Origin of the sequence: Paenibacillus sp. 2KB_20, from assembly GCF_052115765.1 — a bacterium.
GTDB lineage: Bacteria > Bacillota > Bacilli > Paenibacillales > Paenibacillaceae > Paenibacillus_AQ.
On record NZ_JBFRHH010000011.1, the window covers coordinates 1 to 14,890 of the forward strand.

General features: G+C 51.2%; 7 protein-coding genes, 1 rRNA gene and 1 riboswitch. All 8 genes read right to left on the reverse strand.

Annotated elements, in window-relative coordinates:
- Positions 1-91 (reverse strand): 16S ribosomal RNA (locus AB4124_RS25315); the annotation flags it as partial.
- Positions 92-774: 683 nt separating this feature from the next.
- Positions 775-2,145: an NCS2 family permease gene (locus tag AB4124_RS25320; RefSeq protein ID WP_441974557.1), complete on the reverse strand. Its 1,371-nt coding sequence runs from the start codon at positions 2,143-2,145 to the stop codon at positions 775-777.
- Between the two features lie 212 nt (positions 2,146-2,357).
- A riboswitch (purine riboswitch) is annotated at positions 2,358-2,456 on the reverse strand.
- A 278-nt stretch (positions 2,457-2,734) separates the two neighbouring features.
- Positions 2,735-3,673, reverse strand: a complete 939-nt coding sequence (locus AB4124_RS25325) for an NADP-dependent oxidoreductase (protein WP_441974558.1) — start codon at positions 3,671-3,673, stop codon at positions 2,735-2,737.
- Positions 3,674-3,925: 252 nt separating this feature from the next.
- A complete protein-coding gene (gene guaA / locus AB4124_RS25330; RefSeq protein WP_076325868.1) occupies positions 3,926-5,464 on the reverse strand; it encodes a glutamine-hydrolyzing GMP synthase in 1,539 nt (512 codons plus the stop codon).
- A gap of 78 nt (positions 5,465-5,542) precedes the next feature.
- The gene (locus AB4124_RS25335) at positions 5,543-7,867 is read right to left on the reverse strand and encodes a transglutaminase family protein (protein ID WP_441974559.1); all 2,325 of its coding nucleotides are present in this window, start codon (positions 7,865-7,867) and stop codon (positions 5,543-5,545) included.
- On the reverse strand, positions 7,839-9,146 hold the full coding sequence (locus AB4124_RS25340) for a DUF58 domain-containing protein (RefSeq protein ID WP_441974560.1): 1,308 nt from the start codon (positions 9,144-9,146) through the stop codon (positions 7,839-7,841). The genes AB4124_RS25335 and AB4124_RS25340 overlap by 29 nt, the downstream gene beginning before the upstream one ends.
- Positions 9,143-10,150 carry an AAA family ATPase gene (locus tag AB4124_RS25345; protein WP_441974561.1) on the reverse strand — a complete coding sequence of 336 codons (1,008 nt, stop codon included), beginning with the start codon at positions 10,148-10,150 and terminating at the stop codon, positions 9,143-9,145. Before AB4124_RS25345 ends, AB4124_RS25340 begins: the two co-directional genes overlap by 4 nt.
- 273 nt (positions 10,151-10,423) lie before the next feature.
- A complete protein-coding gene (locus AB4124_RS25350; RefSeq protein WP_441974562.1) occupies positions 10,424-14,857 on the reverse strand; it encodes an endo-1,4-beta-xylanase in 4,434 nt (1,477 codons plus the stop codon).
- Between the last annotated feature and the right edge of the window lie 33 nt (positions 14,858-14,890).

The following is a 14,890-nucleotide window of genomic DNA, read 5'->3' on the forward strand; positions in this document are numbered from 1 at the left end:
GAGTGCAAGCACTCCATCAAGTCCGCTCGACTTGCATGTATTAGGCACGCCGCCAGCGTTCGTCCTGAGCCAGGATCAAACTCTCCAATAAAGTGTTTGACTTGCTCATTTCTTAACTGACGAGAATTTGTTCAATTCTCTATTTCAACATTCCACCTAAGTGGTTCGTTTTACTCACTCGTTGTTCAGTTTTCAAAGATCAACTTCTTCGTTTGCCGCCAACATTTTATCTCGTTAGCAACTCTTATATCTTATCACATCCGCTCGATCATTGCAAGCTTTTTTTGAATTTATTTTTCAAATTCATTTTGGCTTGTTGACCCAAACGTTTGTTTCGACCGTATTTCTTGGCCGGAAATATAATATACCATGGGCGGAACTAGAATGCAAGTCTTTTTCAAAAGTTTTTTTCATAGAATTGCTCTCTATCTAATATAAAGACCACTGAATATAGTATAGGCTGTGACACTCCTACAATAAAAGCAACATTCTTATCGGATATACACATGTGTTCGTAATGAGCAGATGTCAATTACAGTCCCATAATGAATTAGAAAAGAAACAGAACCCTTTTTCGCTCCTGCTCTTGATGACATGTCTACTCGATGACGGAACCTTTCTATAATAATATGACCAACTTAGCCCTCAGCTTTCCAAAATCCTGTTATCTTAGTAAAAAGCCGTTCATGCATTTGTAGACATAAAAAAAGCGAAAGCTCCGGATAGATACCCGAAGCCTTCGCTTTAATTGTTCATTAGAATAGAATTCCGAAACTATTCGGCACCGAGGAAAGCGTACCGGATCAAAATGATCACAAACAGGATCCACATTAGCCAGTGCACCTTGGTGTCTGTACGTCCAGTCAGCTTGCCGAATACTGCAAGAATCACATAAGCAATGATGCCGGCAGAGATACCGTTTGCGATACCGCCAGTGAAAGGCATCAGGATGATGGTCAAGAATGCCGGGAACGCCTGCTTGAAGTCATCCCACTCGATATCGCGTACCTGACTCATCATCAGTACACCGACAATGACAAGCGCTGGAGCTGTAGCAGCCGAAGGAACAACCAGAGCAATCGGAGCTAAGAACAATGCCAGAATAAAGAGCACGCCAGTAGTAACCGCAGTCAAACCTGTACGTCCACCCTCTGCAACACCGGAGGTACTTTCTACGAAAGCAGTGATTGTACTTGTTCCAAGGAATGCGCCCGCGCTTACGCCGCCGGCATCCACGAGCATCGCTTTACCAAGCTTCTTCTCGCCTTCCTCTTTGTTCTTCAGAAGTCCCGCACGGCCTGCGGTACCAACCAATGTACCGAACGTATCGAACAGTTCAACGAATGTAAAGATGAAAATAACTTCTAGAAGACCCATGCCAAGCGCGCCCTTCAAGTCCATCTGACCGACAGCCAGATTATCAAATGAAGGAATCCAGCTTGCAGTACTCAGACCTGACAGATCGGTTACTCCCATTGGAATACCAATCAGCGTTGTCAGCACGATACCGATAAGCAAAGCGCCCTTCAATTTGAGAACCATCAGGATGGCGATCAGGAACAGCCCGATTATCGCAAGCAGCGTATCTTTGTTCTGAATGAAATTCCCAAGACCAAGATTGAAGGCACCGCCTGGTACCGGATGAGTAATATCCGTTCCTGGGTTAATGGAAGCCGTCACGATGTTGCCCAGCTTAAGACCAACGATGGTAATGAACAAACCGATACCGACCGTAATGGCAATCTTTAAATTGTTTGGAACCGCAGTCAGCAGCATTTGGCGGACTTTGGTAACCGTAAGAATAATGAAGACAATACCGGAGATGAATACTGCACCAAGTGCGGCCTGCCAAGTAATCGCTCCGTTCGAGCTTAATACAACTGTCATGAAATATGCGTTCAAACCCATACCCGGTGCCAACGCAACCGGAATGTTAACGAAGAAGCCCATCGCCATCGTCACAAGGCCGGCACCTACTGCAGTAGCGAAAAATACGCCTTCCTGCGGAATACCTGCGCCATCAGGACCCAGGAACAGATTGTTGACCAGCAGGATGTAAGCCATGGTCATAAATGTCGTCAAGCCTGCGATAATCTCGGTTCTTACATTTGTTCCGTGTTCCTTTAGTTTAAAGAAACGCTCCATTGTAGAGATATCCCCCTTAAAATTAATGACCGACAACATACAAAAAGACCCTAAGGATAAATCCCCAGGGCCATCGCTTGAAAAAAGAGCCGCAAAACAATCATTCGCATGCTGCCAGGCAGCATCCTTATCGAATAACCGGCTGCTGCTTTATGGAGCGGCGCTCCATAAACAGGCCGATATCTCGAATGCTGGACGAGTCCGCATCATTATATTGCCGCTCTTCTTTTCGTAGCGAGATCATTACGGTGACCTGTAGAGACTCCCGGGCCCATTCCCAGGATTATACGAAAAAGCTCGTTATTTGTAGTTGTCATGTCAGTTTCTACACATATTCTAGGACGAGAAGCCCAATCTTGTCAATAAGAAAAGCGAATATTATACTTGTCAATTTAAAGAAATGTTCGGAAATTGATACTTCGCCACCTATTGATTCTGGGACAACTGAACTACATACGACAAAATACACCATGGAATATGGCGCACATGATCACTGAAATCCGTTCGGGAGGTGTTTCACTCGATGGTAGCAGAAGCAGTCGAAACCGGATTGTTTCCCACGCAGGGAGAAATTGGGATCGTGTGCTCCTCAGGAGAAACTTATTGCTATTTTACCGACAGCATGGTGGGTCTCACTTAATGCCTGGGCATCGTAGAGCCCTTTTTGCGAAAAAGGATACGTAGCTCCCACTACTGATCTTACTTTTTTTTGCTCCAACAGATCTGCTATTTCCTGAAGCTGCTGACCATTGGGATCCAGCCATATATTTTTGGCGGTTACGTCGTATCCTCTTACCAGCTCCTCATCAAAATCGCTGACAATCGATATGATTCGCCCGGTGTGTTTTTTCAACACTTTAAAGCTGTTCTTCTGAACGTCACCGCCCATCGTATCGAACACAACATCCACATCCGATAATACATTTTGAAATGGGGTCGTGCGATAGTCAATAATCTGATCAGCTCCAAGTGAAGCCAGCAGTTCATGATTACGCTCACTAGCGGTCGTAATAACGTAGGCTCCCGCTTGTTTAGCAAACTGGATAGCGAACATCCCAACACCGCCTGCGCCTGCGTGGATCAATATCTTCTCTCCTTTGGTCAGTTCACCATGTGTAAAAAGCGCCTGCCAAGCAGTCAGCCCTGCGAGCGGAACGGATGCGGCTTCCTCCCATGAAATAGCAGCAGGCTTACGCGCCAGCAGGTGTTCATCCACCAAAGTATATTCGGCATAAGTGCCAAAACGAGTCGTTTCCGGACGGGCAAACACTTCGTCTCCCAATTTCCAATCCGTTACCTCGTGCCCAATTTCTGAAATTGTCCCGGCAACATCCCAACCTAAAATAATCGGGAACTCCCAATCCATCATTTGTTTTAAATAGCCTTCACGGAGCTTCCAGTCAATTGGATTTATCGAGGTGGCGGCCACCTTAACTAAGACCTGATGAGCTTGTGGTGTAGGGGTAGGCACTTCTCTTTCCTGTAGTTCCTCCTTGCCCCCATATCGATCAATGACGATAGCTTTCATTCTTTTTCCTCCTCGGTCTTGGTTCAACTTCCTTTTAGGACTCGGCTCAACCTCCTAAACGCTCGCACCTAACTTTTGCACCTTAACGTATTATTGATCTTATTACACAAAAGATGCATACAATAAAACCATGGGCATCTATCCGTCTATTGATTACAGGAAAAAGTTCGTGTGGTACAACCACACATAAAAAAGCCTTCAATCCCACAGATGTGGATTGAAGGCATTTGTTTTAGTACAGCAGAAAATAAACTACTCCCACTCGATCGTTGCTGGCGGTTTGGACGTCACGTCATACACGATACGGTTGACGTTCTCGACTTCGTTCACGATGCGGACGGAGATTTTCTCCAGCACATCCCATGGGATACGCGCCCAGTCCGCTGTCATGCCGTCAATGGAGGTTACGGCACGGATACCTACGGTGTAGGAATACGTACGTGCATCACCCATTACGCCGACACTCTTCATGTTCGGAAGCGCCGTGAAATACTGCCAGATCTCGCGATCCAGTCCCGCTTTCGCGATTTCTTCGCGCAGGATGTAGTCGGAATCACGAACGATTTGCAGCTTGTCCTCCGTTACTTCGCCCAGTACGCGGATCGCAAGACCCGGTCCAGGGAAAGGCTGACGGTGAACGATCTCATCCGGCAAACCAAGCTCCTCGCCGACTTTACGAACCTCATCCTTAAAGAGAGCTTTCAACGGCTCGATCAGTGTGAATTTCATGTCTTCAGGCAGCCCACCGACATTGTGGTGGGATTTGATCGTATGCGCCGTGTCCGTACCACTCTCCACGATATCGGTATACAGCGTGCCTTGTGCCAAGAATGCAAAATCGTCAAACTTGCTGGACTCCTCATCGAATACGTAGATGAACTCGTTGCCGATGATTTTCCGTTTTTTCTCCGGATCGTCTACGCCTCTCAGCTTGGACAAGAAGCGTTCCTGAGCGTCAATCTTAACAACCTTCATATCAAACTTGCCAACGAAGGTTTCCATAACACTCTCAGCCTCGCCTTTGCGCAGCAGTCCATGATCGATGAACATGCATGTCAGCTGATCACCGATTGCCTTGTGAATCAACATGGCCACAACGGAGGAATCAACGCCGCCGCTCAGCGCGCACAGCACTTTTTGCTCGCCGACAACTTCGCGGATTTCGCGAACCTGGTCCTCGATAAAAGTCTCCATGCTCCAGTTGCCTTCACAACCACACACTTCGTACAAGAAATTCTTGATCATTTCATTACCGTGGACGGAGTGACGAACTTCTGGATGGAACTGCACGCCGTACAGCTTCTTATCCTCGTTACTCATCGCAGCGATCGGAGCGGATTCCGTTCCTGCATCCAGCTTAAACCCGGTAGGCAGCGATACCACGTGATCACCATGACTCATCCACACGGTTTGTTTTTGCTCAATCCCTTTGACAAGCGTCGAGTTCGGAGCAAATTCCAATTCGGCTTTACCGTATTCGCGTTTCGAAGCACGTTCTACTTTTCCGTCCAGTTGTTGAGCCATCAGCTGCATGCCGTAACAAATGCCGAAAATCGGCAGTCCCAGATCATAGATGGCTGGGTCCACATGCGGTGCATTCTCGGAATACACGCTGGAAGGACCTCCTGAGAAAACAATGCCGCGCGGGGAAAGTTCTTTGATTTTCTCAGCGGGCGTGTTGTATGGCAGAAGCTCACTATAAACGCCAAGATCGCGAATGCGTCGTGCTATAAGTTGGTTGTACTGTCCACCGAAGTCCAAAACGACGATGATTTCATTAGGCTTATTCATTACCGGGCCTCCCTTGATTAATGAAATTAATTATACGCAACCCGAATTCATACCGTCAAGAAAGAGGGCCTTTTGTTTTCATGCCAGTTTTTTGACAATTCGAATACATTGGCGTAAAAAGAGTACTTTTTCGGTACGGGACCACGGTTTATCATAGTATGCCGCCCGCTCCCAGCGCTGCGCAAACTGCTCCAGCTCCGCCCTGAATTCGACATCGGCAATCGACAAAGCATTGACGTATTGACGCATGGTCTGCCCTCTTTCCACATCTCCAAATCTTCGCTGGAGCTTGTCCCAAACCCACACTGAGGCCGATACGAGCCCCTCCCGCCTGCTTATCGCTATCGTTCTGGCCATCCTCATGAAGGCCAAGCTTTGGCGCACGGTCGGCATTTGATAAACAACTGCCACAAGGATGGGAAGAATCAATAGTAGAACGCCCCCAAACATCACAGGACCGATGGCGGCTATCAAAAAGAGTACTTTAACGACGCCGTAAAGCATGGAATTCCACATGCTGTTCCAGTACTTAAGCCCGGCAGAACCAAAATCACCGGCAATCGGAGGAGTGGATATCTGCTCGATGCCAAAGCCTGGGGTCGGATCAAACATCACCCAGCCTTGTCCCGGAAAAAAAACCTCAACCCATGCATGCGCATTCTTTTGGGCCACCTCATAACGATCAACCGTACCTGCTACCCGCTCACCCGGTGCAAATCCGGTCACGTAGCGTGCGGGGATGCCTTCAGATCGGAGCAGGACGGTCATTGTCGTAGCAAAATGAACGCAGTACCCTTCCTTCGTATCAAACAAAAAGTGATGCGTAAAATCCCGGCCCTCCGGTGGCACGGATGTTTGCAGCGTATACGTATAGTTCTTCTCCAAATAGGATTCGATAGCTTTCGCCTTTTCATACCTGTTCTCAGCGTCCAATGTGATCTTCTGCGCTAAATCCCTCACCCTAAGGGGCAGCTCCTCAGGAAGCTGCAGGTACATCTCCTTCATATATTCGGGATCGTTGTTAGTTGCACTTCGGAGCGACTGCTCCTCCGGCTGACTATATAGAGTTTCTATGGAATAACCGGATACCGCCCTATCGCCTTGCAGGGACACCGTTTCGGACAGCCTGTCAACGGCAAGCCTCGGTGTACCTCTCTCTTTGGAGAAATGCATCTCCTTTACGCGGGTAATAATACCTCCGGACAACAAAGATTGCACGGGGGTATCTTGTTCAAAAGTCAGCGACTGAACGATCGTCTCTCCAGAAGGACGCTCCCAATACGGCAGGATGCCGCTCAAGTCTTCGGATAGTTTGACGGGCTTGCGGATGGAAGGATCTGCATCCCACTTCCGTCCGTCATACCGGTTATACGTATCCCCCCGCCAATAAGTCGGTTCAGGCGATTGGGCGGTAAAATACAACGCATCACTCAGCGTCAGCGGACCCCCCAAATCTTTTCCCTGGGAAGTGTATCCGGCAACCTGAGAGGCAGGAATCGACGGTTCCGCGTTTCTCCAGAGCCGATCCCCCCATCCCGTCATACGTTCCGCCATTTCGGATACCGTTAATCCCATACCCGCCGAAGGCTCGCTAAAAGCTCCTCCCACTCGGGTCATTCCGGCGATTAGACAGGAAGCAAGCACCACCACCAGACTCCAGCGAAGCACAGGCAGCCCAGACAAGCGGCCGGATCGAACAGGCTCAGGGATGTCCGCTCCCCTATGGGTTGCCTCAACGGTTTCCTGCTTCAGCTTAAGAATCAGCATCATGCCCTGGGCCAGCAAAATATACAATACAGCCCGCAGCATATCACGGTATATGCTCTCATCCATGGCAGATTCCAGCACTGCTAAATAAACCAGCGTCGAACCGCCAAACAACCACACGGTTCGGCGATACAAAGCCAGCATATGGACCGCGGATACCATGATAGCCCAGCCGACAAGCAGGATGATCGTTCTCGTCTCCTGGCTTAAGGCAGTAAACTCCCACACATTTCCGAATATCGAAACGTCACCCGGAAGTATAGCCGAAGCATAATCGGATAACCATGCCAGCGGATCGCTATATTCAAACAATCGGGCACACAGCCAGACCACCAGAACAGCGTTCAGCGGCAGCCATACCCAGCCCCGCAGCGTAAACAATCCTTGAAGCAGCAAGAATAAAGCCCAGATGAATAAGGTTTGCAGCATAAGATGGCCGCCCATGTCCCCTGCATCCCGAAGTGGCAAGAGCCACTCTGACAGCAGTCCCATAACCGGCAGAGTAATCAATATGCGATGAAGAAGCGTTCCGTGCGACAATCGGGAGACGAAAATATGGGGTACACTATGGGCTCCGGATATACTGGTCTTCCGATGGCCTCCTTCCCTAACGGGCGAGCTTTCCGGTTCGATCATGGCCGGCACCTCCTATCTGCATTGGCTTCCCTTCTGTCGGCTGTTCATGCAAATAAACCAGTCTCCCGCCCTTGCTGAAGAACTCTCGTGCCCATTCTGGCTTCGCCTGATTCTCCATTGGACTATTTGGACTAACCCATGAGCTTGAATTTCCAGCCGGTTTCAAGCGCTTTACACTTTGCGTACAGAAGATGGTAACCTTTCTGCTTCCAGCATTCAGCAGGTTGATCGCTGCAACAGCCGCTCCCTGATGAAAAACGCCTGTGATAATCGCCCAATCTGTATTCTTTTGCGAGGGAGATAGAGACTTCTCGAAACTTCGGTTCCGTAAAGGATCTTTCCCGGTTAGCTGAACGGAGGCAAACGGTACTAACGTATCCTGCTGCGCCTTGAACACACCCTTGTATTCGATCCACCGATCCTCCATCCCATCCCCATCCATACATAGTTGATAGGGAACTTTGTAGCGGATGAGCCGAGATACAAATCCTGCTGCCGCAGATACCGCGTCTTCAAATGCATCCTCCGGTTTCAAGGCTCCAAGACCTGCATACCCTTGGAGCGATGTATCCAGGACAACCCCCTGTCTTGATCCATAACCCTCATGCGGCATGAAGGATTGCAGGCGTCCGAGCTTCGCGGAATTCTTCCAATGAATCCGGTTCATAGGATCACCGGGAACATAGTCGCGCACGCCCGATCCTCTCATTTCATTCCAAACCTTGAAGCGTACCCGTTCATCTTCCATGTCCATATCGCTTCCATGCATGGGCACCTGGGCCTCCGGCCACGCGGAGGGCCTTGGCAGCACGATCATGCCGGCTGTATCGCTTTCCACACTCCGGCTTGTCCTGAACCAGCCGAACATATCGCCCCATTCCACCTCGCTATAGATCGAAGACCAGACTCCGCGGGGAGCCTGGTTCAGTCTGTAGGTATACTCGAGCCTTCGCTTCATGCCCGGGAACAGCAGCTTGCGATACTCCCTGCTGCCGATCCGGTCGGTTATGATAAGCCACGGCACGGGCAGAAGGGAACGATAGGTTACTTGAACCGTCATCTGAGCAGAATCTCCCGCCTTTATGCACGAAGGAAAGCTTGTATGTGATATGGTGATTCGGTTTGGGCCCAGCAAGCTCGTTAAAGCCCCGCCAAGCAATAGAATCGTGGATGCCCACCATACAAGCCGCAGCGATTCCCCGCCTAACCAAACATAAAGGCCCAACGAAACGGACCAGATGGCCACTCCTCTCGACCATTCCAGCAGACGGCGTCTCATGACGGATTTCCCTTGCGGCTTCGCTGGCGCGGCAGATCAAACCTCGTAATGATGGACTCCACCATTTCATAAGAAGTTACGCCGGCAGTGCGTGCCTCATGAGACAGATGAATCCGGTGGGTCAGCACCGGTACGGCAACACGCAGGCAGTCATCCGGGATGACATACATTCGTCCCGTCAGAAACGCAGCCGCCTGTGAAGCGCAAAGCCACGCCAATGTCCCTCTCGGGCTAATCCCCAGGGTCACGCCCTGCTGTTTTCGGGAAGCATCGGCCACACTGACCATGTAACGTTTTATGGTGTCATCCACAAATACACGGGAAACCATCTGCTGCATCCGGATGAGCTCAGATCCCATCATAAGGGGCTTTAGATCGTCCAGTCTGGAACTGCCCATCCCCCGCTCCAGCAGCTCCAATTCGCCTTCTATATTGGGATATCCCAGCGATAATCTCATCAAAAAGCGGTCCAGCTGCGCCTCCGGCAGACGGCTTGTCCCTTCATATTCATAGGGATTTTGTGTTGCCAGCAGGAAGAAGGGGGCCGGCAGCGGATACGTATGGCCGTCCACGGTGACGCGCCCCTCTTCCATCGCCTCCAGCAGCGCGGATTGTGCCCGTGGCGATGCCCGGTTAATTTCATCGGCCAGCACAATATTGGACATCACGGGTCCGGGCCTAAATACAAATTCTCCCGTATGCGGATAATAGACCGACGCCCCTGTAATATCACCTGGCATCAAATCATACGTAAACTGAATGCGGCTGAAATCACAGCCGATTAACGCAGCCACCGACTTCACCAGCATGGTCTTCCCGACTCCCGGCACGTCCTCCAGCAGCACATGACCTCCGGCCAGTAAGGCAATCATCGTTAACGAGATTTGCTCCTCATGTCCGACAATGACACTCCCGATCCGTTTGGTAACCCTCCCCAGAAGCTCAGGTGCCCACTCCGGATGATTTGCTTCTTCAGCATGAACGGATGAACTAAACAAGAACATCAACCTCCAACCTATGTTCATAGATTATTAGATAGCGGTAACTTGGAATCTTGAATCTATGAATAGGTTTTCCAAGAAAGCAAGAAGATAGACGTCATTTGCTAGAAAAGGATTGGCCTTTCCTCCATGATTTATAGCGTACGGTCCACCTAGCCTGATCGGCATCTACACGAAAAAGGCCAGCCCGTTGCTCACGGCTGGCCTCCAATTCATTCTACTTACATGCTGACTTTCATCGTTCACGTCCGATCATCATATTAACGATTCACATCCTTAATCATTCCAATTCCAAATCCGGTCAAGGATCACCGCAGCCTGAGCACGCGTAAAGTACGCCTTAGGCGCAATGCTGCCGTTCATGCCGCTCACGATGCCCGAACCTGCAAGCGCCGCTGCACTCGATTTGGCATACTCGGCAACCTGATCCCCATCAGCAAAAGAATCCAGAGACCCCTGTCCTTTCAGCTTCTTGTCGGCTGCCTCCAGAGCACGCTGCGTCATCACCATCATGTCCTGGCGTTTCATTGGCGTGTCCGGCACGAAACGGTTTCCTCCGACACCTTGGACCAGCCCAAGCTCTGCGGCAATCTGCACGTCTTCGTAATAATATGCCGAAGACGAAACATCTCCGAACGCTGCCCGGCCTTCGCCCGAGCCCTCCAGCTCCAACGCGCGTACGAGCATAACGAGGAATTCGGCTCGAGTAATCGGGTTCAACGGATTGAATCTCGTTTCGGTCTCACCTTGAATGATCCCGCGAGATGCCATCGTTTCGATCGCATCGATCGCCCATGGCACATGCTTCAGGTCATGAAATGTCTTGAACGCGGAAGCGACTGCAAACGTACCTCCATGCGGCAGCGCAGCACGAACGATCCCATCTGCGGAATTATACCGGCTGTTGGAAAGCGGAACCCCGCGTCCGTTAGAGTCGATACTCCAAACTATGATATGATTCGTTCGTGCAAGCTCTTCCTTGGTTGGGGAATAAGGCACCGACCAGATGAGACGAGGCGTGCCCTGTTTCCAGGACAAAGCCCGCTCGCCAGCAAGAACCTCTACCCGGAACACCAAACGATCGCCGATCTTATAGCGAAGGGCCGCATCCAGGCTGCCGCCCGACGCTTTCTCCAGACGCAGCGTTACGGTTTCCGTATCCGTTACACCGGTCCCCTGAATCAACACGCTTGGCATTTCCAGCGTACCAAGCTCCGTTTGGACTACGAGAGCTGCCTGCGGATTCCTCAGCAGCCACTTACCCGGCAGCTGAATATCATAGGACTGGGCTCCTTTCTGCACCGGAACGTCTACAAGCGTCCGCTTCGTTCCGTCCGTACCAGCCACTGCCCTTTCCAATGCCTGCTGAAGCATTAGGCTCGAGACTCCAACCGTGATCCGCCCGTCATGGTTCCGGATTTCGAGTGAAGGCGTGCTTGGAGCTGGACTCGTACTGCTTCCGCCACCGCCCGCAGTTCCACCGCTCCCTACGTTACCGCCGCTGTTATGTTCGCCGCCGCTTCCATCTCCTCCGCCGGGAGCGGAGCTCTTCGTAAATTCCAGCACGCCGAATCTGGTCGTGTTCTGATAGGATTGGCCGGTCGGATCCGACCATATGGCCACGCTGTCTCTTGTACCTTGGCCGTCTTCATCGTTGTTCACCTGAAAATCGAACCCGATCACAGTCCCTTTCTGAGGTTTAATCTTATCCAGGCCGATCGCTGCTTCAACAACATATCCCCCGTCGATTACCTTCGCTGCGGATGTAAAGTTATCCTCGCCCGCATGACCGCCAAAGGAACGAACATTGTTAAAGTTTATCCGGTACTGTCCATCATCTTCTTCGTAAACATCCGTCTTTCCATTATTCTGATCCACAAAAATCTCTACCGAATCCTGCTCCCATACGTTGGAACTCGCATCCGATAACAAGCTGTCGCTAATGACGGCATAAACGTACAGGTGATTCTCATCCCACAGAGTCCGGAATGTAGCGGTCGCGCCGCTGATTCCCTCGACCCACACGTTTGTTGCCAGTTCCCCGGCATCCTTCCAGATACCATCGAGCTCGCCGTCAACCTTCGGGGTGCCATAGCGGGTCTGGGCCGATTTCGGCGCGGCAGCGAGCGTAAGAATGCCGAGTCCGGTCTGATCGCTCTCCTGGGCATGCCTTGGATCGCTCCAGGACACCATCGCCCCATTCTTGCCATGCTCGGAGCCGTCATCCGTACCGGAATCCGTTACTCTGATATCGAAATAAATGTCGCCGCCCAGCGATCCTTCTCCGTTAAGCGGAAGCAACGCTTCCCCTGCGTAACCTCCAGCGGTCTCTGCCGTGTTGGCGGCTCCACGTTGAATCTGGGCTTTTTGCAGGGTACCATTCACCACAGCGAAGATGTCAATCTTATCTCCTGGGGATATCGATCCGTCCTGCACGTCAACCCTGACATATATGTGCTCCTTGTCCCATAGTGTCTTAAATTCAGCAGATAACGATCCTAGTTGCTCCGTCTTAAGTGCCGGAACCAGATTCCATGCAAAATCCGGTTGTCCGTCGATGACTGCTGTACCTTCAATAGCCGTTCCGGTCTTTCTCACGATCGTTAATCGGGAAGGATCGACCATTCCCCAATAAGCAGGTTTGGCCTGATATTGCTTGTCAAAAGGAAACGGGGCATCCTGGCGGCCCGTCCCCGCGGGACGATCATGCAGCCAGGTATGGTCGTCTGCAATCCCCCAAAGGGTGACATTGCTGATCCAGCCCCCCTCTACGCCTGCATCAGCGCCCATTTGGTCCAGCCGCTTCAATTCTTCAAACAGCTCTTTGTATCGATAGCCTTGCTTGTCGAGCAATTCCTGAGGAACGGTCTGGTAGACGTCGGTATTGTTCGTGTACACCGAAACGTCCAGCTCGGTAAGCTGATTGTCAAAGCCCGCCTCGCCGAACATCCGGATGGAATCCGAGATTTGCTGGATGGACGGCCCGCTTATATTGATGTGCGTTTGATGGCCCACGCCATCGATCGGAACGCCTTCGGCCTTCAACTGCTTCACAAGCTTCAGCAGGTAATCACGCTTCTTCGGATTGTGCGTGCTGTAATCGTTGATGTACAGCTTGGCCTCGGGACCGGCTGCATCGCGGGCCGCGTAAAATGCCGTACGAATATAATCCAGCCCCGTCATCCGGTACCACTGGCTGTCTCGCATGCCATCCGGACGCCCTTCGTCAATGACCTCATTCACGACGTCCCAATCCCGGGCGTCATCCTTGTAACGACCGACCACTTCATGGATGTAAGCTTCCAGCCGTTGAAGGACAAGCGCTTTATTCTCCGGCGTGGCTTCGAGATAATGGCCCTGATCATCCTTCAACATCCATTCGGCTCCTTGCTGATGCCACAGCAGCGTATGGAACCGGAGGTTCATGCCATGATCCCTGGCATAATCCCTGATCAGATCCGCATTGGTAAAGTTATAAGTTCCTTCGCTCGGACTAAGAGATTCCGGTTTCATCACGTTCTCGGCAACAAGTGAATTGTAATGGTAATCGAGAAGCTCCTTGTGCACGCCGGACAGATGCTTGGGTTCAACGGCTGCCCCGATCTCGAAATACTCTTGGTACACATCCTTCAGTGCGGGAATATCCGTCTGAATGGAGCCCGGCAGTGCTATCTTAATGTCATCGATATAGAAATTGGAAAGATCCGAGGTTTCCATATACAGCTTCAATGTTTCCATATCCGAACGGAAGCCGAAGGTTCCTTTCAGCTCCACCCACTCCGTGCCGCTCGCCGAGGCTGAGGCGAGGGTCGTATAGGATGTGTCCGCTGCGCCCGCCGCTTTGTTCTGCATCGAAAGCGATATTTTGACCGGAGCGGCAGGCGCCTGCTCAAGCCTCGCATAGGCTGAGATCGTATACGTTTTTTGGCTCACCATGATGCCTTTCACGTCTTGGCTAGGTCCGTTCCAGTTGTTTGTCCGATCATGGACCTTTAATCCGTAGCCGCCGCTATGGGCAGCTTCTGGCACAGCTTCTACGGTCTCCGAATCGCGTGGTCCCCAATCCATCGTCGTTCCGTCTTCAAAATCCCATACGACCGTATTCTCTCCTCCTGGTACCCCATTCCCCGGGTCTGGTGCCGGCTCAATCAACCGAACCTTGAATTCGTCCATATAATAAGCAGCGTCCGGACTGCTCGGGCATTGCAGATAAACCTGCAGTGCTGAAGCGTTAGCATCGTATTTATAATGGCCTTTCACCTCTACCCACCCGTCGGCAGTTACATCGACCGGGCTGCTGAAGTTCACGTATTCCGGCTCAGCTCCGGTTTGCTGCATGGCAAGCTGAAGCTTCTGAGACCCTTGGGTACCCTCCTTCAGATGGACATATGCGGAAATTTCATAGGTAGCTCCCTTGTCCATCCGATTCGTGGCGGCTAGATTAAACCCAGGTCCGTTCCAGGTCTCCGTCCTTCCCTCCGTCAATAAACTCCCTGTCCCTTCATAGGCATAGGTCGCGGAAGTCACCGTCTCCGTCCCTCGCTTAAACCACCCCTCCGTCCCGCCATCAAAATGATGGTGAATCACCAGATTCTGATCAGCGGGCGTATGGGCCGGTTCAACTGCCGCCACACTCCAGCTGGGCGGAATGAGCAGCAGGGACGCGATCAGCATCAGGCTGATCTTCCTAATGATGGTTCTCTTAGACACGGAATGCTTGCCTCCTCATTCGTTGCATATTTA

Excerpts from the sequence above, each read along its gene's own strand:
- AB4124_RS25320 (WP_441974557.1), bottom strand. The coding sequence starts at position 2,145 with ATGGAGCGTTTCTTTAAACTAAAGGAACACGGAACAAATGTAAGAACC.
- AB4124_RS25325 (WP_441974558.1), bottom strand. The coding sequence starts at position 3,673 with ATGAAAGCTATCGTCATTGATCGATATGGGGGCAAGGAGGAACTACAG.
- guaA (WP_076325868.1), bottom strand. The coding sequence starts at position 5,464 with ATGAATAAGCCTAATGAAATCATCGTCGTTTTGGACTTCGGTGGACAG.
- AB4124_RS25335 (WP_441974559.1), bottom strand. The coding sequence starts at position 7,867 with ATGATCGAACCGGAAAGCTCGCCCGTTAGGGAAGGAGGCCATCGGAAG.
- AB4124_RS25340 (WP_441974560.1), bottom strand. The coding sequence starts at position 9,146 with ATGAGACGCCGTCTGCTGGAATGGTCGAGAGGAGTGGCCATCTGGTCC.
- AB4124_RS25345 (WP_441974561.1), bottom strand. The coding sequence starts at position 10,150 with ATGTTCTTGTTTAGTTCATCCGTTCATGCTGAAGAAGCAAATCATCCG.